At 36.4% G+C, this 21,843-nt stretch carries 28 protein-coding genes; 25 read left to right on the forward strand and 3 right to left on the reverse strand.

All coding sequences use genetic code 11. The annotated features are described in order from the left end of the window. Nucleotides 1-8 precede the first annotated feature (8 nt). The 3 genes from D3H64_RS03765 to D3H64_RS03775 are packed head-to-tail and all read right to left on the reverse strand — an operon-like array spanning nt 9 to nt 1,807. A complete protein-coding gene (locus tag D3H64_RS03765; protein ID WP_093999326.1) occupies nt 9-203 on the reverse strand; it encodes a helix-turn-helix domain-containing protein in 195 nt (64 codons plus the stop codon). Nucleotides 204-218: 15 nt separating this feature from the next. Further along, nucleotides 219-896, reverse strand: a complete 678-nt coding sequence (locus tag D3H64_RS03770; RefSeq protein WP_121564920.1) for a hypothetical protein — start codon at nt 894-896, stop codon at nt 219-221. Beyond that, complete coding sequence (locus D3H64_RS03775; protein ID WP_121564922.1) at nt 893-1,807, reverse strand: hypothetical protein; 915 nt, start codon at nt 1,805-1,807, stop codon at nt 893-895. The genes D3H64_RS03770 and D3H64_RS03775 overlap by 4 nt, the downstream gene beginning before the upstream one ends. A gap of 284 nt (nt 1,808-2,091) precedes the next feature. On the opposite strand from D3H64_RS03775, the gene D3H64_RS03780 reads away from it, so the two are divergent. The 25 genes from D3H64_RS03780 (at nt 2,092) to D3H64_RS03895 (ending at nt 21,778) form a co-directional block, all read left to right on the forward strand. After that, nucleotides 2,092-2,709, forward strand: coding sequence for an RNA polymerase sigma factor (locus tag D3H64_RS03780; RefSeq protein WP_121564924.1), 618 nt, complete (start codon nt 2,092-2,094; stop codon nt 2,707-2,709). Nucleotides 2,710-2,801: 92 nt separating this feature from the next. Next, nucleotides 2,802-2,996: a hypothetical protein gene (locus tag D3H64_RS03785; protein WP_063633222.1), complete on the forward strand. Its 195-nt coding sequence runs from the start codon at nt 2,802-2,804 to the stop codon at nt 2,994-2,996. 2 nt (nt 2,997-2,998) lie between these two features. Continuing rightward, the gene (locus tag D3H64_RS03790) at nt 2,999-3,277 is read left to right on the forward strand and encodes a hypothetical protein (RefSeq protein WP_121564926.1); all 279 of its coding nucleotides are present in this window, start codon (nt 2,999-3,001) and stop codon (nt 3,275-3,277) included. Beyond that, entirely contained in the window at nt 3,270-4,454 is a 1,185-nt protein-coding gene (locus D3H64_RS03795) for a DUF2800 domain-containing protein (RefSeq protein ID WP_233554877.1), read from the forward strand. Before D3H64_RS03790 ends, D3H64_RS03795 begins: the two co-directional genes overlap by 8 nt. Nucleotide 4,455: 1 nt before the next feature. After that, nucleotides 4,456-5,004 carry a DUF2815 family protein gene (locus D3H64_RS03800; protein ID WP_121564928.1) on the forward strand — a complete coding sequence of 183 codons (549 nt, stop codon included), beginning with the start codon at nt 4,456-4,458 and terminating at the stop codon, nt 5,002-5,004. Between the two features lie 178 nt (nt 5,005-5,182). Beyond that, a complete protein-coding gene (locus tag D3H64_RS03805) occupies nt 5,183-7,171 on the forward strand; it encodes a DNA polymerase (protein WP_199700127.1) in 1,989 nt (662 codons plus the stop codon). Nucleotides 7,172-7,266: 95 nt separating this feature from the next. Then, a complete protein-coding gene (locus D3H64_RS10345) occupies nt 7,267-7,413 on the forward strand; it encodes a hypothetical protein (protein WP_174222369.1) in 147 nt (48 codons plus the stop codon). After that, nucleotides 7,388-8,062: a Rha family transcriptional regulator gene (locus D3H64_RS03810; protein WP_063633218.1), complete on the forward strand. Its 675-nt coding sequence runs from the start codon at nt 7,388-7,390 to the stop codon at nt 8,060-8,062. Before D3H64_RS10345 ends, D3H64_RS03810 begins: the two co-directional genes overlap by 26 nt. Beyond that, complete coding sequence (locus tag D3H64_RS03815; RefSeq protein WP_121564930.1) at nt 8,055-8,432, forward strand: DUF4406 domain-containing protein; 378 nt, start codon at nt 8,055-8,057, stop codon at nt 8,430-8,432. Before D3H64_RS03810 ends, D3H64_RS03815 begins: the two co-directional genes overlap by 8 nt. Further along, a complete protein-coding gene (locus tag D3H64_RS03820) occupies nt 8,419-10,692 on the forward strand; it encodes a DUF3987 domain-containing protein (RefSeq protein ID WP_121564932.1) in 2,274 nt (757 codons plus the stop codon). Before D3H64_RS03815 ends, D3H64_RS03820 begins: the two co-directional genes overlap by 14 nt. Nucleotides 10,693-10,875: 183 nt before the next feature. Next, nucleotides 10,876-11,205 (forward strand): hypothetical protein, encoded by a 330-nt coding sequence (locus D3H64_RS03825; RefSeq protein ID WP_070606218.1) that lies wholly within the window; start codon nt 10,876-10,878, stop codon nt 11,203-11,205. Continuing rightward, a complete protein-coding gene (locus tag D3H64_RS03830; protein WP_121564934.1) occupies nt 11,183-11,476 on the forward strand; it encodes a VRR-NUC domain-containing protein in 294 nt (97 codons plus the stop codon). Before D3H64_RS03825 ends, D3H64_RS03830 begins: the two co-directional genes overlap by 23 nt. Nucleotides 11,477-11,602: 126 nt before the next feature. Further along, the gene (locus tag D3H64_RS03835; RefSeq protein WP_121564984.1) at nt 11,603-12,934 is read left to right on the forward strand and encodes a DEAD/DEAH box helicase; all 1,332 of its coding nucleotides are present in this window, start codon (nt 11,603-11,605) and stop codon (nt 12,932-12,934) included. Nucleotides 12,935-12,982: 48 nt separating this feature from the next. After that, nucleotides 12,983-13,417 (forward strand): DUF1492 domain-containing protein, encoded by a 435-nt coding sequence (locus D3H64_RS03840; protein ID WP_121564936.1) that lies wholly within the window; start codon nt 12,983-12,985, stop codon nt 13,415-13,417. A 158-nt stretch (nt 13,418-13,575) separates the two neighbouring features. Beyond that, nucleotides 13,576-13,932, forward strand: coding sequence for an HNH endonuclease (locus D3H64_RS03845; protein WP_121564938.1), 357 nt, complete (start codon nt 13,576-13,578; stop codon nt 13,930-13,932). A 136-nt stretch (nt 13,933-14,068) separates the two neighbouring features. Then, nucleotides 14,069-14,641 (forward strand): P27 family phage terminase small subunit, encoded by a 573-nt coding sequence (locus D3H64_RS03850; protein WP_026064997.1) that lies wholly within the window; start codon nt 14,069-14,071, stop codon nt 14,639-14,641. Between the two features lie 5 nt (nt 14,642-14,646). Continuing rightward, nucleotides 14,647-15,429 carry an S-adenosylmethionine synthetase N-terminal domain-containing protein gene (locus D3H64_RS03855; protein WP_121564940.1) on the forward strand — a complete coding sequence of 261 codons (783 nt, stop codon included), beginning with the start codon at nt 14,647-14,649 and terminating at the stop codon, nt 15,427-15,429. Between the two features lie 12 nt (nt 15,430-15,441). Beyond that, the gene (locus tag D3H64_RS03860; protein WP_121564942.1) at nt 15,442-16,704 is read left to right on the forward strand and encodes a site-specific DNA-methyltransferase; all 1,263 of its coding nucleotides are present in this window, start codon (nt 15,442-15,444) and stop codon (nt 16,702-16,704) included. After that, nucleotides 16,685-18,277: a DNA cytosine methyltransferase gene (locus tag D3H64_RS03865; RefSeq protein ID WP_121564944.1), complete on the forward strand. Its 1,593-nt coding sequence runs from the start codon at nt 16,685-16,687 to the stop codon at nt 18,275-18,277. The genes D3H64_RS03860 and D3H64_RS03865 overlap by 20 nt, the downstream gene beginning before the upstream one ends. 74 nt (nt 18,278-18,351) lie before the next feature. After that, nucleotides 18,352-18,990: a virulence protein gene (locus D3H64_RS03870; protein WP_121564946.1), complete on the forward strand. Its 639-nt coding sequence runs from the start codon at nt 18,352-18,354 to the stop codon at nt 18,988-18,990. A 1-nt stretch (nt 18,991) separates the two neighbouring features. Next, on the forward strand, nt 18,992-19,222 hold the full coding sequence (locus D3H64_RS03875; RefSeq protein ID WP_121564948.1) for a DUF4314 domain-containing protein: 231 nt from the start codon (nt 18,992-18,994) through the stop codon (nt 19,220-19,222). Next, nucleotides 19,212-19,385 carry a DUF5049 domain-containing protein gene (locus tag D3H64_RS03880; RefSeq protein ID WP_092086205.1) on the forward strand — a complete coding sequence of 58 codons (174 nt, stop codon included), beginning with the start codon at nt 19,212-19,214 and terminating at the stop codon, nt 19,383-19,385. The genes D3H64_RS03875 and D3H64_RS03880 overlap by 11 nt, the downstream gene beginning before the upstream one ends. A gap of 106 nt (nt 19,386-19,491) precedes the next feature. Beyond that, nucleotides 19,492-19,746 (forward strand): hypothetical protein, encoded by a 255-nt coding sequence (locus tag D3H64_RS03885; RefSeq protein ID WP_121564950.1) that lies wholly within the window; start codon nt 19,492-19,494, stop codon nt 19,744-19,746. Beyond that, nucleotides 19,739-20,017, forward strand: a complete 279-nt coding sequence (locus tag D3H64_RS03890) for a hypothetical protein (RefSeq protein ID WP_121564952.1) — start codon at nt 19,739-19,741, stop codon at nt 20,015-20,017. The genes D3H64_RS03885 and D3H64_RS03890 overlap by 8 nt, the downstream gene beginning before the upstream one ends. A 168-nt stretch (nt 20,018-20,185) precedes the next feature. Further along, nucleotides 20,186-21,778 (forward strand): terminase large subunit, encoded by a 1,593-nt coding sequence (locus D3H64_RS03895; protein WP_121564954.1) that lies wholly within the window; start codon nt 20,186-20,188, stop codon nt 21,776-21,778. Nucleotides 21,779-21,843 lie beyond the last annotated feature (65 nt).

Raw genomic sequence — 21,843 nt, forward strand, 5'->3', positions numbered from 1 at the left:
ATTAAAAATTATTCTTTGATGCGACCCTCTCGCACCCATTTATCAACCTCTGAAATTTTAAATTTATACATTTTTCCTGCTTTATAAAAGGGAAGTTTTCCATCTTTTATCCATAGTCTCACCGTATCTTTACTAACGCTTAGATGGTCTGCAATATTTTCGAGATTTACCCATTTTTCTGCTTCTTGATTTAATTCTGCCATGATATCCTCCGTTTGCTATATAGACGGGATTAAAAGGCTAATTCCTTTTAATTTAAGTTCTTCAACAATATTTACATTTTTAATTGACCAGTGTGTTCTATCAAATTCGTTAACTTTCTCATTACCTTGTAAATCCAATTCAGTAATCATATGGTTGAGTGTTTCTTGTGGGATTGGACACATAGGTAATGATTGGAAGTAGATTTTTAAATCTCCATTATGCATTTGCTGTATCTTGGTTATAAATCCGTACTGTGCAAGTTGCGGACCAGTATGAGGTGCTTCGGGTGGGCTATAACGATAATTCTCTGTGGCAAATATACAAGGATATGACATTATTTCAGCCTTTGCTTCTTCTGAAAATGTAGCAAGTCGATTATGTATATTCTGGGCAGTTCCTTCATTAACAGTCAAAGCCCTTTTAACATCAACAATAAAGTATGGCTTATCATATTGCTCCCCTAAAATAACAAACAGATTGAAAAATTCTGTGTTAATTGTTTTTTTGATATAGTTTTGCGTATAACCACTACCACTATTATTTGTAGGAAGCATTATATTTACAGTTGTACTTGTTACATTCTGGGCAAGACCTATGTTAGTTCCTTCTCCAGTTTGTTCAAACTTATAGGTGTTGTTATTTTTTGTTGGAAGGCTAGATTCTTGTTTTGCGATATCTAAATCATTTGTCATTCAGCATCAACCACCTTTCCATTTTTTATAATTACGTTAGTAACTTGCCCTATGTTTACGCCACTACCAGATTGATTGAAAATAAACTGATTGTTAATTGTAGGTTGTTTATTTTCTTGGTGTTGTGATGTTTCATTTGTATCAACAGAATCCAAAATTTCTATTTCAGGTTCTTCGAAAAAATCTTTATTGACTTCATCACTGATTTCACGCTCAACACTCTCATTTTGTTCAATGAGAGTGCTTATTTTTATATCTAGATGATAGGTACTGCCAATTGAACTAGTAAAAATGTGAGCCTCACCTTTTTCAAGAGGTTCTTCATGCCAAGACTTAATCGTTGAAGCTCCAATTTTATTATCCTTGCGACTTGTTAAAATGAAATGCCAAACGCCAAGAATAAGTGAATAAAGATTTATGTCTAGCGTAGATATTAAATCTTTTTTAATTATTCCTGTTCCGTTAGGTAGAGCATAAAAGATATCGTCTTGATTAATAGAGTAATCGTTTATTATAAGATTAAGAATCCCATAAACAAGCTCATCTATTTTAGGCGCCTTATCGATGGTAAGAAAGTAATCAAGTAGCTCCTTCATTCTAACTAAAAGAGTGTAATAGTCTTCTTTAATTTGTCTATCAAATGCAGTAATTAGTGCATTGTCATCAAATGGCAAACAATCAGCTTTGGAAATTTCACATTTTTTGTAACGTGATGTGTTGGTTTCCAAGGAGGAGCCAGATGGTTCGTAGTAACTGGAATCAAATATCGTAATTAAACCCTTCAGAAATTCAGGGTTTGTAATACCGTTAGCACTGTATTTTCGTATATCTTTTTTAGCTTTAGTTCTTTTGGCACGAAGCAGAAGAACAAAAAATGTTCCGCCACATAGACGGGGATAGCTATTTTTCATGTTAATTTGCCTCCTGCAAACTCTTTTTTGAAAATATAAACCTCGTAAACCATATAAACCTTATCAAGCATTCTGCTTAAACCTTATAAACTTCAAGGTAACCCTAGAGAGATTTCTCTAGGGATTTTTTGTAATTATGATTTTTATAGTTACGAGCAATTCATATTAAATCATATCAATATGATTATACCAAAAAGCCTAATTGCTCACAAGACCGTAAAAATTGTAGTGATGAATTCATAGAGTCAGATCTCTCTGCAAATACAGAAAGGCAGGGATATCTAATGAGAATTCGTAAAACGAAACAAGCAGAACGTGGAGTATACAAATACTCATATCAAGTTAGAACGGAAAGTGGTGGGTACACAACAGAAATGGTAGTACTTAGACCAGGAGAAGATGGTGTAACTGAGATGGACATTAAAAGACTTCATGCACTGGATGATAGTGTGGTTTATTACAATTGTAAGAATCTTAGACCGGAAAGAAGTGCTGAAGAAAAAGAAAGAATTAAGGCATTCGAAAAAGAGTATGTTCAAAAATTCAAACTTCAACATGGTTATGAACCAAATAAGGACGCTATCAAAGATGCTGTCAGCGAGGCTTTTCCATCAAATTATAATCTATCTTTAGATTTTGCTTTTGAAAATGAGATTGATGAAGACAAGTCCAGCGTTATTGCAGCAACAGCAGTTCCATTTGATGACAAGTTTGAATGGTCAGAGGAGATGGAAGATATAAGGGAACTTCTATCAGATAAACAGCGGGAGGTTCTTGACCTTAAGTTTATTGACGGATACACACAAAAGGAAATTGCAGATATGCTTGGCGTTACCAAGATGGCAATAACAAAGAGACTGGCATCTGCGTATGATGTAATCAGAAAAAACATGAAAAGATAAAAAATTTTTTAGGCAGGGTTTACTACCTTGCCTTTTTCTTTGCCTGTGATTTGTAAGGGAGAATACGAGCCCTACAGAAAGGAGGCAAAGTTATGAAACACAAAGTCGTAATTAATGTAACAAATGAAGATGGAAAAAAGACACCTGTGCTTAAAGGTGCAATCAGAAAACTTCCATCAAAAATTATTAAGTGGCTGTTTGGAGATTATACACAGGTCTATCTTCTTAAGCCCGGAGAAACCGTTGAATCTGTAGATGTCAAAGAAGTATTAAAAGGAGAAATGTAATCATGAAAAAAGAAGTAATTAAAAACATCATCACAGACTTAGAATCGCTCGTGAAAAATCTAAAGGAGCTAATAAAAGATGAAAAGGAAGAAAAAGTACCGAAGTCAAAAGAGGTAAAACTGGAAGACTTAAGGGCTGTGCTTGCTACCTTAAGTCAGCATGGGAAAACTGCAGAGGTTAAAGAGCTGATTGTTAAGTTTGGCGGAACGAAGTTATCTGATGTACCAAAGGAAAACTACAGTCAGCTATTAAAAGAAGCGGAGGAAATCAAAATTGACTAAACAGAAGGTGAATTGTACCAAAGGTGCAAGAGAGACTGGCCTGGGCCATGCAATTTTATCTCCATCAAGCTCCCATAGGTGGCTTAACTGTACACCAAGTGCTGTGCTTGAGATGGAGTTTGAAAATACCAGTTCATCTGCAGCAGAAGAAGGAACAGCGGCACACGCTTTTTGTGAGCACAAACTAAAAAAGGCATTAAAGATGCGAAGTAAACGACCTGTATCCGATTATGATTCCGACGAAATGCAGGAATGTACTGATGCCTATGTGGATTTTGTTTTGGAGCAGTTAGAAATAGCCAAGCAGAAATGTAAGGATCCGGCTATTTTGATTGAACAAAAAGTGGATTTTTCAGAGTATGTCCCAGATGGATTCGGAACGGCAGACTGCTTGATCGTTTCAGATGATACGCTTTCCATTATTGACTTTAAGTATGGACAGGGAGTTCTTGTGGATGCCTATGATAATTCACAGATGAAATGCTATGCACTTGGAGCATTGGCAATTTATGAGAGTCTATATGACATAAAGGAAGTCAGTATGTCAATCTTTCAGCCTAGAAGAGAAAATGTGTCTACTTGGATAATTGCTACAGAAGAACTGAAGAAGTGGGCAGAGGAAGTTCTAAAGCCTAAAGCAGAGCTTGCTATTAAAGGCGAGGGAGAATATTGCTCAGGTGATTGGTGCAAATTTTGTAAGGCTGCAGTTAGGTGTAGAGCAAGAGCTGAAGAAAAGCTGAAACTTGCAAAGGATGAGTTTAAACTACCCCCACTATTAACAGATGCTGAAGTAGAAGAAATCCTAGTGGTTATTCCCGATTTAACTTCATGGGCAAATAGCATCTTAGCATATGCAACAGATATGGCAGTTAATTACGGTAAAGAGTGGGAAGGCTTTAAGGTAGTAGAGGGTAGGTCTGTAAGAAAGTATAAGGATGAAAATGCAGTAATAGAAAAGGCGAAAGAAAATGGCTATTCCGATATCTTTAAAACCAGTCTTATTACCCTCACTGAAATGCAAAAACTAATGGGAAAGAAGAAATTTGAGGATATTCTAGGTGACCTCATTATCAAACCGCCTGGAAAGTTGACGCTTGTACCAAACTCAGATAAGCGTCAGAAAGTAAATGTATCAAATGTAAAAAACGAATTTAATGAAATAACGGAGGAAAATTAAAATGGCAAATATTAGTAGAACAAAGGTAATCACAGGAAAAGACACAAGACTTTCATATTTTAATGGCTGGGAGCCAAAGTCAATTAATGGAGGACCTGAGAAGTATAGTGTATCTCTTCTTATTCCAAAGGATGATAAAGAAACAATTACGGCAATTGAAAAGGCAATTGATGTTGCAATCGAAGAAGGAATCGGGAAGTTTGGTGGAAAGAAACCAAACAAGGCTGCAATTAAACTTCCTCTTCGTGATGGAGATATTGAGCGTGATGATGAGGCATATAAAGGCCATTATTTCATCAACGCAAATAGCGTGACAGCACCTCAAATTGTAGATAAAGCTGTAAAACCTATCCTTGATAGAAGTGAAGTATATTCAGGTTGTTATGCTCGTGTATCCATAAGCTTTTATGCCTTTAACTCAAATGGTAATAAGGGAATTGCCTGCGGTCTTGGAAATATTCAAAAGATTAGAGATGGTGAGCCACTTGGTGGAAGAAGTAATGCTGCTGATGATTTTACAAGCCTAGAAGATGATGACTTCTTGGCATAGGAGGTCATTATGACATTAATTGATTGGTTTATCGCTATTTTCATCGGTACATGGCTTTTAGATTTTGTAGCAAAAACACTGGTAAGTCTTTATCTAGACATCAGAGAAAAGATAAATGGAAAGTAGTAAGGTGGGTGGCACTAATCTGCCACCCTTATTTTTAGTGGAGGTGATGAAGATGGAAACTATCAGTATAGACATTGAAACCTATAGTAGTGTCAATTTGCAAAAAGCTGGTGTATATAAATATGCTGAATCCGATGATTTTGAAATACTCTTATTTGCTTACAGTGTTGATGGTAGTGATGTTAAAGTCATAGATTTAGCAAAAGGAGAGGAAATCCCTGCTGAAATATTGGACGCACTCACTGATGAGAAAATAAGTAAATGGGCATTTAATGCACAGTTTGAGAGAGTTTGTTTATCAAGGTATTTAAGGGATAAAGGCACCAGTCTAGATCCTTTCTATGATAATCATGAACTGAGTACATCAATGGCTATGTTTTTAAATCCGACTTCTTGGAAATGCACTATGATTTGGTCAGCAACACTGGGATTGCCACTATCTCTTGAAGGAGTGGGTGCTGTGCTAGGACTTGATAAGCAGAAATTAAGCGAAGGTAAAAACCTAATCAAGTATTTTTGTGTCCCCTGCACTCCGACAAAAACTAACGGAGGAAGAACAAGGAATCTGTACTTTCATGATGAAGAAAAATGGGAACAATTCAAAGCATATAACAAGCGTGATGTGGAAGTAGAAATAGGTATTCAAACAAAACTATCAAAGTTTCCTGTTTCAGAAGATATATGGGATGAGTTTTATTTAGACCAGGAAATCAACGATAGAGGCATTGCTATTGATCCTGTACTTGTTGAATCAGCGATAGAAATCGATAGTAATGTTAGAGAAAACATTATGAAAAAACTTGTAGATATTACCGGACTTGAAAATCCTAATTCCGTTCTGCAGATGAGAACTTGGCTATCGGAGCATGGACTTGAAATGGAGTCTTTAGGCAAAAAGGAAGTAGCAAAAGAAATAAAGACTGCATCAAAAGAATTAGTAGAAGTCCTTACTTTAAGACAACAGTTATCAAAGTCTTCTGTTAAGAAGTATACAGCAATGAAAAATGCTGCCTGTACAGACAATAGGGAAAGAGGCATGTTTCGTTATTATGGTGCAAATAGAACTGGAAGATTTGCAGGAAGACTTGTTCAGTTACAAAACCTACCACAAAACCATCTGCCAGATTTAGCTGATGCTAGATCACTTGTAAAATCAGGAAATGTAGATGCACTTGAAATTTTATATGAAGATATCCCAGATACCTTATCTCAACTGATTAGAACAGCCTTTGTATCACAGAACAATAACAAATTTATTGTAGCTGACTTTTCAGCCATTGAAGCGAGAGTCCTTGCATGGCTTGCAGGAGAAAAATGGAGAATGAAGGTCTTTGAAGAAGGTAAAGATATCTACTGTTCATCGGCTAGTCAGATGTTTGGCGTTCCTGTTGAAAAGCATGGGGTAAATAGCCACCTTAGACAAAAAGGAAAAATCGCAGAACTAGCACTTGGCTATGGTGGTTCGGTAGGTGCCTTAAAAGCTATGGGAGCACTTGATATGGGACTTACAGAAGATGAACTTCAGCCACTGGTTGATGCATGGAGAAACTCTAATCCTATGATTACCAGTCTTTGGTGGAATGTGGATAGAGCAGTCAAAACCTGTATAAAGCAAAGAATAAATACTAAAACTCATGGCATAAAATTCTCATGGAAAAGTGGATTTTTATTTATAGAACTTCCTTCAGGAAGAAAGCTTGCCTATGTAAAACCTAGAATTGGCGAGAATAAATTCGGTGGAGAGTCAGTTACTTATGAAGGTGTTGGGAATGCTAAAAAGTGGGAAAGGCTGGAAAGTTATGGTCCTAAATTTGTAGAAAATATTATTCAAGGAACAGCGAGAGATATTTTGATTTTTGCTATGAAGACATTAAAAAACTGCCAGATAGTAGCACATGTCCATGATGAAATAATAATAGAGGCAGATAAAAGAATGAGCCTTGATGCAGTATGTGAGCAAATGGGAAGAACACCACCTTGGGCGAAGGGATTACTTCTTCGTGCCGATGGTTACGAATGCGAATTTTATAAAAAAGATTAGAAAAATTTTGAGCGGGGTTTACTATCCGCTCTTTTTCTTTGCCTGTGATTTAGAAGGTAATAGTGCCTTCAAAAAAATTACAGGAGGTCAAATAGATGACTATTGAAGAAAAAATCACCTACTTGGAAACAATGGATAAGGTAAGAGACCAGCAAATAAAAGAGCTCCAAGTGGCAGTAGAAGAATTAAGCGGATGTGTGAATGGAGGTGTTAATCATGAAAGCAATGATTCCAATGAATGATTATGGCATTATGGCTGACAAGCACAACACCGCCAGAGTAGACAGCAGATTTGTTGCACAGTTCTTTGAGAAGAATCATAAAGAAGTGCTAAGGGATATCAGAAAAGTAGTATCAACTGACTCTGGCTTAAGTGAAGAATTCACTGAGCTCAATTTTGCGCTCAGTGAATATAGAGATACTACTGGAAGAAAACTACCATGCTATCTGTTAACAAGAGACGGTTTTACCATTTTGGCAATGGGCTATACCGGACCAAAGGCTATGAAGTTTAAAGAACTATATATCAAAAAGTTTAATGAGATGGAAGATTTCATAACAACGCTTATTTCAGCAAGAGAGATGTTTCCTATCTTAACTGAAAATATTACTTTAATTCATGACCATCCAAAGGCTTACCACTACAGTAACGAATGCGACATGATAAATCGACTTGTTCTTGGGATGTCAGCAAAACAGTTCAGGGAATTGTATGGGCTAGATAAAGGACAAAGTATTCGTCCTTATCTAAACTCTGGTCAAATGTATCTAATAGATAGATTGCAAAAAATTGATGCAGGGTTACTTATTTCAACACCGGACTATCAATCAAGAAAAAGACAACTCGAATGGTATTTAGGAAAGATTGGAAGGGAGGCAGATTATGAGTAAGACATACAAGAAGCACCTTGAAAATCCAAACTTCAGACCACTTGCATATATCTGCTCTCCATATAGTGGTGATAAAGAGTTAAACATCAAGAAAGCCATTCACTATGCAGAACTTGCCTATAAGAATGGTGCAATTCCTGTAACTCCACATCTCTTGTTCCCTTTTATGGATGATAGAGAGTTAGAACAAAGAAAGGATGCACTTTTTATGGATATCATACTTCTAGGTAAATGCCAGGAAGTATGGGTGTTTGGTAGTGAAATTACCGAAGGCATGAAGAGAGAAATTGAAATCGCTGAAAAAAGAAAACAGGTTATTAAGTATTTTACAAGTGAGGGTTTGGAGGTTAAGACAAATGCTAAATTTTAAAATTCATACTGCTACTTGTATTGGAAATAGTAGCAATTGTATATATCCAAATGAGGTCTTGGTATCTGATAGGGATAGCTTTATAAAAGCTATCTCTTTTGACCATGTTTGCGGAAGTTTTAATGGTAGTTACAGAAGTAAAGATAACTTCATAAAGTCAGACTGTATACCGATGGATTGTGATAATGACCATTCTGATGACCCAGATGATTGGGTGACACCTTTTGATGTTGCATTAGCCTTTCCAGGAGTATGCTTTTTTGCATCGTATAGTAGAAACCATATGAAAGACAAAGCAGGTAAATCTGCAAGACCGAGGTTTCATGTCTATTTTCCAATTGAAGAAATAAAGGATGCTGATGAATACGCTGATTATAAAGTGCAAATTCAAGCTAAATTTCCATACTTTGATGATAATGCCTTAGATGCCGCAAGGTTTATTTATGGAACATCAAATCCGGAAGTAGAACTTTATGAAGGGGATTTAACAGTTACTGACTATTTAGGAAGAAGAAAATTTGAAGATCTACCTATATTAGGTAGCCAAATACAAGAAGGAAGCCGTAATTCTACATTAAGCCATTTTGCAGGAATTATCTTAAAACGATACGGGAAAAGCGAAAAGGCAAAAAAAGCATTTTTAGAGGAATCTGAAAAGTGTAACCCTCCTTTGGATAGGGAAGAACTTTCACTCATTTGGAAGAGTGCAATCAGCTTTTATGAAAATATATCTAAACAAAAAGGATATATACCTCCAGACGAATATAAAAAAGTTTCTTGGGAGAAGCCATTACCGTTTACGGGAGAAAAGATGCCAGATTTTCCTATTGAAGCCCTTCCTAAGGCTTTACGAAACTATGCAATTGCTGTAGGAAAATCAACACAGACTCCTGTGGATATGGCAGCAGTTGGAGTTCTTGCTACTGTATCAGCTTGTATGAAAAATTTATATAAAGTTGAGGGAAAAGCGGATTGGCATGAACCAACTAATATTTACAGCGTAATTATAGCAGAGCCTTCGGAAAGAAAGTCTGCAGTTATTTCGCTTGTCATAAAACCTGTGGATGAATATATCAAAAAATATAACCAAATTCATAAAGTGGAGTTTGAAATGTCTAAAGTCATCAAACAGAGACTAGAAAACAAGAAAAACAGTCTTCTGAGCCAAAGTAAGAAAAAGGGAGAGGACAAAACTGCTAGTGAATTTAATGATGAAATCAGAAGTGTGGTAGAAGAACTTGTAAATTTTACAGAAAGTAAGCCTTTAAAGGTTTATGTGGATGATACGACTACTGAAAAACTCACAGAAAGTTTGGCAGAAAATAATAATGCTATTTCTATTATTTCATCCGAAGGTGGAATTTTTGATGTCATATCAGGCACTTATTCCAGCAAGGTAAATATTGATGTTTTCCTTAAAGCCTACTCCGGAGAAAACATATCCGTAGATAGAATTATGAGAAATTCTATTTATGTTGAAAATGCGTGTCTTAGCATTCTTTTGTCTGTTCAACCTGTAGTGATTGGTGAGCTAATGAGAAATAAGAAGTTTCGTCATAGAGGGCTAACCGCAAGATTTCTATACACTACACCACAATCTTTTGTTGGAAAAAGGACCTTAGAATCAGAATGCATTTCCAAAGATGTATATAGGGAATATAAGGAGTTAATCGATAATATTCTGATGGAAGAAAAGACGGGAAATACACAAATTATAAAGCTGAGTGAAAAGGCAAAGGAACTCTTAAAAGAGTATTTTGACTGGGTGGAACAAAAGCTTGTAGGTGAATTTACTATGTACAGCGATTGGCTCGGAAAACTAGTGGGAAATACGCTTCGCATTGCAGGGATACTTGCAAGAAGTAGTGTGATAAAAAAAGATGTGGGAGATGCTCTTTTAGAAGAAGATTCACCGATTGTAATTGATGAAGAAGTTTTTTCTAATGCTTGTAAAATTGGAAAATATTTTTTAGTCCATGCAGTTAATGCCTATGGAGATATGGGAGTTCGTTCAGACTTTAAGGCAGCTCTTATGGTTCTTGAAAAATTAAAAGAAAAAGAACTTGTAAACATTACAAGAAGGGAAGTCATGAGACTTTGCAGGTGGGTTGGAAGTGCAGAAGAGGCACAGAGCATACTGGACAATCTTGAAGACTATGGATATATCCGTCTTTCAGAAATAGATCCGGCAGAAAAAATGAGAAATGGAAGACCTAAGAATGTGGTGTATTCCATCAATCCGAGTGTTTTATCGGAGTAAAAGACTTTTTTGTCACACATATAAGGGTTTTGTCACGCTGTTCCCACGTCCCATACACAGTTCTATATGTAGCAATACTTTATATATAAATAAATTAATTTAAAAAAGCTATCTATATAGCGACAGCGTGACAAAATAGGACAAAACTATTTTTAACAATTTGATGAAAGGAATAGAAATACGATGATTACAAGAAATGAAAGAAAAATTGAAGTTTATGAAAATGCAGGAGCGTATATGAGACTCCTTAAGACAGTTGGGACAAAAGCGGTAGTTGCAATTAGTCCTATACTTCATGCCAAGGATACAGGTAGGTTATTAAACGCATTAAATACTATTGATGAAATCTGTTCAAAGGCTGATAGTAATATGTTTTCTGACTATCCTAATCTTGGAAATAAATATGTTGATGTGTTTTACGGCAATTTAGCTAGTGAGACAAGAAATGATATTGATGAAAAAATAAAGGCTATGGCAAAGGAGAGAGCAGATGAGCTGTTTAAGAGAAAGTGATATTGAAAAATGCTTAGTTCGTAAGGTGAAAGAAAAAGGTGGTTTTGCAATAAAATTTGTAAGTCCTAGTCTATCTGGTATTCCAGATCGTTTACTTCTTCTCCCGGAAGGGAAGTTTGCTTTTGTAGAACTTAAGACAAAAGGTAAAAAACCAAGACCTCTTCAGCTAAAAAGAATGGCTGATTTTAGGAAGTTAGGTTTTAAATGTTTTGTGATTGATGATAAAGAAATGATCGGTGGTGTGATTGATGAAATTAAAAAATTGCAGTAACTGTGGCACCAGATTTGAATATCAAGGCAGGCATGGTAATAGAAATAAAAATTTTTTCTGTTCATATAATTCATGCAGCAGGAAAGGAGAGAGATAGATTTGGGAGATTTGTTAAAGCAAAGTCAGATGCATAATTACCAAAACTTTGCAAGCAATCATATAGTAACTCATCCTGTTTCAGCGGTATTGCTTGAATGTGGCTTAGGAAAAACAATAATAACTCTTACAGCTATAAATGATTTAATGTATGACTATTTTGATGTGTGTAAAGTTTTAGTGATATGTCCACTTCGCATTGGATTGAATGTATGGAAACAAGAGTGCGAAAGATGGGAACACACTAAAAATCTTAGATGTTCTATTGCGATTGGAACAGAAGAAGAAAGAAAAAAAGCCTTATCCAATTCAGCTGATATTTATATTATTAACCGTGAAAATGTAGACTGGCTTATTACAAAAAGTGGATTCAAGTGGACATTTGATATGGTAGTCATTGATGAACTATCCTCTTTTAAAAGTTATCAGGCAAAAAGGTTTAAGTCACTTCTTAAAGTAAGACCAAAGGTAAAGAGAATCGTAGGACTTACAGGTACACCATCCAGTAATGGACTTATGGATTTGTGGGCAGAGTTTAGACTCCTAGATATGGGAGAAAGGCTTGGAAGATATATCACTCACTACAGACAGAACTTCTTTATACCAGACAAAAGAAATCAGCAGATGATATTTTCATATAAACCTAAAGATGGAGCAGAGAAAGAAATCTATCAGCTTATATCAGATATTACGATTTCCATGAAATCAAAAGATTTTCTGAAAATGCCAGAGTGTATCATGAACGAAGTGATAGTTACTTTATCGGAAAAGGAACAAAAACTATATGATTCCTTAAAAAAGGATATGGTGCTATCCATTGAAGATGAAGAAATCGATGCTATAAATGCTGCAGCGCTTTCAAATAAACTTCTCCAAATGGCAAGTGGAGCTGTCTATAACGATGATAAGGAAAGTATTCATATTCACGATAGAAAACTTGATGCACTTGAAGATTTAATTGAAGGTGCTAATGGTAAACCTGTTCTTGTAGCATACTGGTTTAAACATGATTTGGAAAGAATAAAGAAAAGATTTGATGTTAGAGAGATTAAGACCAGTAAGGATATAAGTGATTGGAATAATGGGAAAATTCCTATAGCTATCATTCATCCTGCAAGTGCTGGTCATGGACTTAACTTGCAATTAGGTGGATCAACACTTATATGGTTTTCACTTACTTGGAGTTTAGAACTTTATCAGCAAACCAATGCAAGGCTTTATAGACAAGGACAAAAAGACACAGTAGTTATTCATCACATTGTTTCTGAAGGTACTATTGACGAAGATGTGATGAAAGCACTAAAGGCAAAAGAGAAAATGCAAGATGCACTGATTGATTCAGTTAAAGCAAGATTAAAGTAACGAGGAAAAGAGGTTCTAGAGAGAACTTACCTCAAGTTGGAGGTAAGAATGGAAATAAAAGAATATTTAAAGCAAGCATATCTGCTTGATAAAAGAATACAGCATTACCTAGAAGATATAAAAAGACTTAGGTTAATGGCAACAAGTGTATCCTCTCCAAGATATGATATAGACAGAGTTCAAACTAGCAAAAATACTGAAGCACCTTTTGTGAAAAGTTTAAATAAAATAATGGACTTAGAGGCAAAGATAAATGAGAAACTTATATTGTTTATCAGGCTTAAAGAGCAAATTCTTGACATGATTTCAAAACTTGAAAGTGTGGATGAACAACTGCTACTTACCTATCGTTATTTAAACAATATGACATGGGATGAAATAGCAAAGGAACTTCATGCTTCAAGAGCTACAGTTTTAAGGTGGCATGGGAATGCACTAGTTAAGTTAAAAATGCCTGAAAATCCTATAGAGATAAAAAGTTGATACAAAATGAGACGCTTTGAGACTAAATAATACTGTTTGACTATCTTTTAATAGTTTTGCCTTTGTGGTATGCTATACTTAGCAAAAATTATAGGAATATAAGCCTTGAGAGAGAAATCTTTCAGGGCTTTTCTTATGCCCAAAAGGAGGTGGAAGACTTGCCAAGAAAACCAAAGCGTCCATGTTCTTACTCTGGATGTCCTAACTTAACTGATGGCAGGTTTTGCGAAAAGCATCAAAGGGAAGAGAACAAACGATACGAGAAGTACGACAGGAATCCTGCTGTACGCCGTAGGTATGGACGAGTGTGGAAAAGAGTAAGAGATGCTTATGTTAAGGAGCATCCATTTTGTGAGGAGTGCTTTAAGAAGAAAATTTTAGTTCCTGTAGAAGAAGTGCATCACATCAAACCTCTTTCTGAAGGTGGAAATCATAATAAAAGTAATTTGATATCTTTATGCAAATCGTGTCATGCGAGAATTCATGCCCAAAGAGGAGACCGTTGGAATAAATAGTAAATGGGGAGGGGCGGTCATTATCTCTACGAACCTAGCCACGTGGAACGGGCGTGGGGTCTCACGCACAAAAACGCAGGTTCAAAGAGGGTATTAAAGAAAACTAAAAAATATGAATGGAAAGGAAGTGATGAATGTGGCCAAAGACGGAACATACAGAGGTGGCAGAAGAGTAAAAGCAGGAGATAAACCAAGACCAATAGCTGAAAAAATACAAAATGGAGAAAAAGTAAAACTGCTTGCAAATGATATACCGGATATGTACTATGCAGAACTTGATTCTGTAGATTTACCTGATGGTGTAGAACTTGATGGAATAGATATGCCAAAACCTGGTGAGTACCTATCTGCAAAACAAAAGGATGGTATTCCACTAGGCGCAGATGAAATATATAAAGAAACATGGCTGTGGCTAAAGGAGAGAAAATGCGAAAAGTTAGTAAATAAAAGATTGCTTGAGTCATATTCGCAGGCCTTTGCCAGATATATTCAATGCGAGGATGCTATTAGCAGGTATGGAATGCTTGGAAAGCATCCAACAACAGGTGGAGTAATTGCTTCGCCATTTATTCAGATGTCATCACAGTTTCAAAAAACAGCAAATCTTATTTGGTATGAGATATACGATATCGTCAAACAGAACTGTACAGAAATTTATGAAGAAGATAGCGATGATCTTATGGAGCAGCTATTAAGAAGAAGGAGATAAGAAAAATGATAGAAAAAGTAAATCCAAAACACCCGGATAAAATTGCAGATAGAATTGCAGGTGCTATCGTAGATATAGCATATAAAAATTGTGATAATCCTAAAGTTGCCGTAGAAGTCTTAATCGGTCATGGCGTGTGCCATGTGATTATAGAAAGCACGGTCAACTTTAAGTATAAGGATATTAAAGAGGCAATAGCTCGTATTGCTGGAAAGGTTAAAAAAGATATTGTTATTGTAAGACAGGATAAATATCTATCTAAAAACCAAGAAGAAACTATCCGATGTGGGGATAATGGCATATTTAAAGGAGTACCTCTTACACTTGAACAAAAACAGTTATCTAAGATAGCAAGAAAAATTTATTCTAAATACCCATATGATGGCAAATATATCCTAGATGATACAAAGCTTATTATTTGTCAAAGTAATGCAAGTAAAAATGAACTTGAAAATCTTTATCCAAATGCAATCATCAATCCCTTAGGAGATTGGACTGGTGGATTTAATGTTGATACAGGAGCTACCAACAGAAAACTTGGATCAGATATGGCAGGCTCGGTTACAGGTGGCGGACTTCATGGTAAAGACTTATCCAAAGCAGATGTATCAGTAAATATCTACGCTTTTCTTAAAGCACAGGTAGAACAAAGACCGATTGAACTTAGCTGTGCCATTGGTGATGAAGTAGTTGATGGTAAGCTGTATAGCGAAATCGTAAATATCGCAAGAAAGTATATAGACTCTATTGGTGGATTTGAAAAATTCGCTGAATGGGGTCTTTTTTAATGGGGTGAGCTTATGAAAACAAAAATGGAAATGGTGGAAATTAGTAAACTAGTCCCTTATGTGAATAATGCAAGAACTCACTCTCCAGAGCAGATTATGAAACTTAGATCCTCTTTACGAGAATTTGGTTTTATCAATCCAGTCATCATTGATTCCAAGTTTAATATCATCGCAGGTCACGGAAGAGTTATGGCAGCCAAAGAAGAAAAGATGGAAGAAGTGCCATGCGTACTGGTTGATTATCTATCTGAGGCACAGAAGAAAGCCTATATCATAGCTGACAACAAAATGGCACTGGATGCTGGCTGGGATGAGGAACTATTAAGAATTGAGATTGAAGAATTAGAAGGCATGGATTTTGATTTAACCCTAACGGGCTTTGATGGAGCAGAACTGGATGAGTTATTTGGAAACTCTGAAAAGGAAACGGTAGAAGATGATAAATTTGACTTGACATCAGCACTTGAAAAAGCCTCCTTTGTAGAAAAAGGCGATGTCTGGAATGTTGGCAAACACACTCTGATGTGTGGTGATGCAACAAGTAAGGAAGATGTAGACAAGTTAATGGGTGGTAAAAAAGCCAATCTCATTATTACCGATCCCCCTTATGGGGTCTCATTTAAAAGTGCCAGTGGACTTACGATAAAAAACGATTCGATGAAAGAGGAAGAGTTTTATAATTTCCTTCTTCTATCCTTTCAAAATATGGCCGAGCATTTGGAAAGTGGTGGAGCAGCCTATATCTTTCACGCTGATACGGAAGGACTTAATTTTAGAAAAGCTTTTATTGATGCAGGATTTCATCTTGCAGGCTGTTGTATATGGGTAAAGAACTCACTTGTTCTTGGTAGAAGTGACTATCAGTGGCAACATGAACCTGTGCTTTATGGCTTTCTTAAAAATGGCAAGCATTCATGGTATTCCGATAGAAAACAAACAACTATTTGGAACTTTGATAAACCAAAGAGAAATGAAAATCATCCGACATCAAAGCCACTAGATTTACTTTCCTATCCGATTCAAAACTCAAGTCAGGAAAATGCCATCGTCATTGATACCTTTGGAGGTAGTGGTTCAACCTTAATGGCTTGTGAAAAGACAAATCGAATCTGTCATACGATGGAACTTGATGAAAAGTATGCATCAGTTATTTTAAGACGATATGTGGAAGATACCGGAGATAGTGAAAATGTCTATGTGATTCGTAGTGGTAAGAAATTATCATATAAAGATTTGGTGAAAGAGGTAGAAATAGATGGAGAAAAAACAGAATAAACCTCTTACACTTTGTTCTCTATTTGATGGTTCAGGAGGATTTTGTTTAGGAGCAAAACTTGTAGGTATAAAGCCTATTAGTTGTTCAGAAATTGAGCCTTTTCCAATTAGGGTAACTACAAAAAGAATGCCGGATGTAAAACATTTAGGAGATATATCTGGTATTAAAGGAAATGAAATAGAACCTGTGGACATTATCACTTTTGGCAGTCCATGCCAAGATATGTCTATAGCAGGTAAAAGAGCAGGGCTAAGTGGTTCTCGCTCTAATTTATTTTATGAGGCAATCAGAATTATTAAAGAAATGAGGGAGGAAACGCATGGAGAAAAACCAAGATATATCGTTTGGGAAAATGTGCCAGGCGCATTCTCCTCAAACAAAGGAGAGGACTTCTTCTCAGTCCTCAAAGAAATCTGTCAAATCAAAGGACATCAAATTGATGAAGCTAGACCTAAGAAATGGCAAAATGCAGGTCTTATCGTGGCAGGAGATTTCTCACTTAGCTGGAGGGTATTTGATGCTCAGTACTGGGGAGTTCCCCAAAGAAGAAGACGTATCTACCTTGTCTGCGATTTTAATGGAGAAAGTGCCGGAAAAATATTATTTGAGTCCGAAGGCATGCCTTGGCATCTTGAAAAGAGCAAATGCCCGTGGAAAAGAACTGCCGGAGGTCTTAAAGAAAGCACTAGAGATGCAGTCACAAATCTGTGCTTAAATGACCAAGGTGGTCAGAGGATGGATGTTCATGAAAAAAAGACTGGAACAATCACTGCAAGTGTAGGAAATCATCCGCCACTGGTATTTGAAAATCATGGACAAGATTCCAGATTTAAAGGACCTCTTGCTGTGAGTAATACTATAGGAGCAAGTCTTGGAACGGGAGGAAACAATCAGCCTTTTGTAGTAGAAGATAGTACCAGAACATTTGATGTCCGTATTACCTCAGAAAACACCAAAAATCACAGAGCCAATATCTATGAAACCGATGTGGCAAGAACCATTAACACGGGTCAAAACTCACCGGAAGCTAATCAAGGCGGACTTGCCATTGTCTACTGTGACAAAACAGCAGGTACATTATGTGCGATGGATGGACCAAAGGGTGTTCATAGTGAGATGGCAGGTCAAGGTAAACTTATCGTAGAAAAGGAAATTTATTCAACCAGCAAAAACTCCCATCATACTGAGGCAGTGGAAAATCTAGCCAACACTTTAGTTGCAAGTGACTATAAAGATCCTCCGGTTGTAAATGACGTGGCGGGTCAAAGATATATTGTTAGAAGACTAACTCCAAAGGAGTGCGGCAGACTTCAAGGTTTCCCGGATGGTTGGTGTGAAGGACTTGAAACAGAAAATCCTAGCAGTGAAGAATTAAACTTTTGGACTGAAGTCTTTGAAACCTATAGAGAAGTTGTAACGAAAGCTACTAAGCCAAGAAGTGAAAAGCAGATAAGAAAATGGCTTGCAAATCCTCATACAGATTCAGCAGAATACAAAATGTGGGGGAATGGCGTGGCACTTCCTAATGTATGCTTTGTACTTGCAGGAATTAAGCACTTTTATTTTAAGTAATGAACAGATATAACTTGATAAATCTCTGATAGTACGGGAATATACACATACCAAAACTAAAGGAGGAAAAACAAGTGCAAGTAAAATTTAATGTTACAGGTAAAGAGAGAAAAGAGCTTGTCAAAGGGATTGAAAGAATCACAAATGAAAAATCCAAGTATTTAGGAATGCCAAGTACAGCTTATGAGGTTGGAATCTTTATAATTGATAAGACGGGGACAGTTTTATGTGAAGATGATTTCGCACTTGAAAGGTTAGTTCACAATCTTATCGGTGACGGCTTTGTACCTAAAGAAGAGATTAAAAGGGAGCCAGTGGCCACACAGGGGCTTACAGTGGCAATTCCAAGAGAGAAGGTGGATTTATCCAAACTCAATAAAATTCTTGAAAATAAGGGCGATTTAATCAAAAAGGCACTGGGAGTTACAAGCTTTGAGATAGAGGAAGATGAAGAAAAAGTAAGTTTTCCTTGGTTTGAAAATATCGATAACGAACATCTAATGACATACACAAAATTCATTGCAGCACTTTGTAAGATGAGCGTAGGTGCCAAACGCATCAACGAATCTTCAAAAGAAGTGGTCAATGAAAAGTATGCCTTTAGATGTTTTCTTTTAAGGCTTGGCTTTATCGGAGATGAATTTAAGAAAGACAGAAAATTACTTCTTGAAAAACTATCTGGTTCATCAGCTTTTAGAAATGGAGGTCATTAAGATGAGATTTCCAAGTAGAGAGGTTGTTGAAGGAATAAGGAAAAGATATCCGGTGGGAAGTAGAGTGGACCTTGTATCTATGGATGATATCCAAGCACCGCCTATTGGTACAAAAGGAACGGTAAGGGGAGTTGATGATATTGGCTCCATTATGGTTTCTTGGGATAATGGAAGTAGCCTAAGCATAGCTTATGGTGAAGATTCCTGCAGGAGGGTTTCAGATGAACGATAAAATAAAGGAGCAAATCCTCGCAATAAGAAAAATGGGACTCACAAATATGTTTGATGTAAATACTGTTCAAAGAATCGCTTACGAAATGGACTTTTATGAGCTTGTAGATTTTCTTGAAACGGATAGAAAGGCTTATGTTGATTTCATTATTTATGGCAAATAAAACTACTATTATTATGAAAATAAAGCACATATTTCTTTAAAAACGACTTGCTATATCCTTCAAATTACGGGAATATACACATACCAAAAACAAAGGAGAAACGAACATGACAAAGCAAGAAATTTTTAAGGAAGCAACAAAAAAACTAAATGAGAAGAAAGCAGCATTTTATAAAAGAGAGCCTGAAAGAAAACTTTATGACGAAGGCAAGATTGGCTGGAATGAATACCTAAAAAGAGCCAAAGCAAGAGAAGAAAAAGAAAGAGAATTCTACAAGGGCAATGAAAACTTTGAGCTCTATGACGAAGACCTCATCACCTACGATGAATTCTTAGAATTGGAGGGGAAATACGATGAGTAAGATGAAAGATTTGGCTAACAAGTACAAGATACCAACACAGGCAACACCGGAAGATTTAGAAACTAGATGGGGTAAGGTCATAACCTTTGGAGATAGGGTGATTCTTGTAGGACACTATTATCATTCAGATGGGAACTGCTACTTTGCAGCCGTTTATGAATTTTTAGATGATGACCATTCATGCGAAGGTTTTATTGGACTAAGGGAAGTAAGCGAAGAAAGATTTGAAGATGATGGTCACGCAATTGAGTGGTCATTAAAACAAAATTAACAATAAAAGAATTTCAGAGCCTAGGCTCTGTTTCTCGTAGTAGCAGCCAAAGGGCTGTATTTTTTTATGACCTAACAGAAATCTTTAATTTCGTAGTAGGTCAGATATCGCATTGTTTCAAATCTGTGATTTGTCAAAATGCGATTATAACGTAAAGGAGGTGATTTGATGGCAAAATACAAGACTACAAAGTTTAAAGCAAAAGATTCTAAATATAGTAAAAGTCATGCTGACTATGCTGTAAATTTCATTGAATGCCTAAGCCACACCAAAGGTACATGGGCTGGTAAGCCATTTAAGTTACTCCCTTGGCAGGAACAAATCATACGAGATTTATTTGGTGTGATTAAGCCAAACGGATACAGGCAGTTTAATACAGCCTACATTGAAATCCCAAAGAAAATGGGAAAGAGTGAGCTTGCAGCAGCTGTTGCCTTACTTCTTTGTTGTGGTGATGGTGAAGAAAGAGCTGAAGTGTATGGCTGTGCTGCTGATAGACAGCAGGCTACTATCGTTTTTGATGTGGCTGCAGATATGGTAAGGATGTGCCCTGCACTTAATAAAAGGGTTAAGATACTGGCATCACAAAAAAGAATTATCTATAAGCCAACAAATTCTTTCTATCAAGTCTTATCAGCAGAAGCTTACTCCAAGCATGGCTTTAATATTCATGGAGTAGTATTTGATGAACTTCATACCCAGCCAAATAGAAAACTCTTTGATGTTATGACAAAAGGTTCAGGTGATGCAAGAACTCAGCCTTTATATTTTCTTATTACAACTGCAGGTACAGATACTCATTCTATTTGCTACGAAACGCATCAAAAGGCTAAGGATATTTTAGAAGGAAGAAAAATTGATCCCACTTTTTATCCGGTCATTTATGGAGCAGATGAAACTGACGATTGGACAGATCCAAAGGTATGGAAGAAAGCAAACCCATCTCTAGGAGTGACGGTTGGAATAGATAAAGTAAAGGCAGCCTGTGAATCAGCAAAGCAAAATCCGGGTGAAGAAAATTCCTTCAGACAATTAAGACTTAACCAATGGGTAAAACAAGCAATTAGATGGATGCCAATGGAAAAGTGGGATGCTTGTTCTTTTGCAGTAGATGAAGAGAAATTAGAAGGAAGAGTCTGTTATGGAGGACTTGACCTTTCATCTACAACGGATATTACAGCCTTTGTTTTAGTCTTTCCACCAATAGATGAAGATGACAAGTATGTTGTAATGCCTTACTTTTGGATACCGGAAGATACGCTGGATTTAAGAGTAAAACGTGACCATGTACCCTATGATGTCTGGGAAAGACAAGGATATATCCAAACAACGGAAGGCAATGTGGTTCACTATGGCTATATTGAAAAATTCATAGAAAAGCTAGGAGAAAGGTTCAACATTAGAGAAATTGCCTTTGACCGTTGGGGTGCTGTTCAGATGGTACAAAACTTAGAGGGAATGGGTTTTACAGTAGTTCCTTTTGGACAAGGATTTAAGGATATGAGTCCCCCTACTAAGGAACTAATGAAACTAACACTAGAGCAAAAACTTGCTCATGGTGGAAATCCAGTTCTTAGATGGATGATGGATAATATCTTTATTAGAACAGATCCGGCTGGAAACATAAAAGCAGATAAAGAAAAGTCTACTGAAAAAATTGATGGTGCAATTGCTACCATCATGGGACTTGATAGAGCAATAAGATGTGGAAATGCCAATACAGAAAGTGTGTACGACAGCAGAGGGATTTTGTTTATGTAGATACATGTTTTGAAATATGGATAGGAAAATGGTACTCTTATTTCAGAAAAAGTTGATTTATTAAA

The organism is Atopobacter sp. AH10 (genome assembly GCF_003664595.1).
In the GTDB taxonomy this organism is placed as follows: Bacteria; Bacillota; Bacilli; order Lactobacillales; family Aerococcaceae; genus Atopobacter.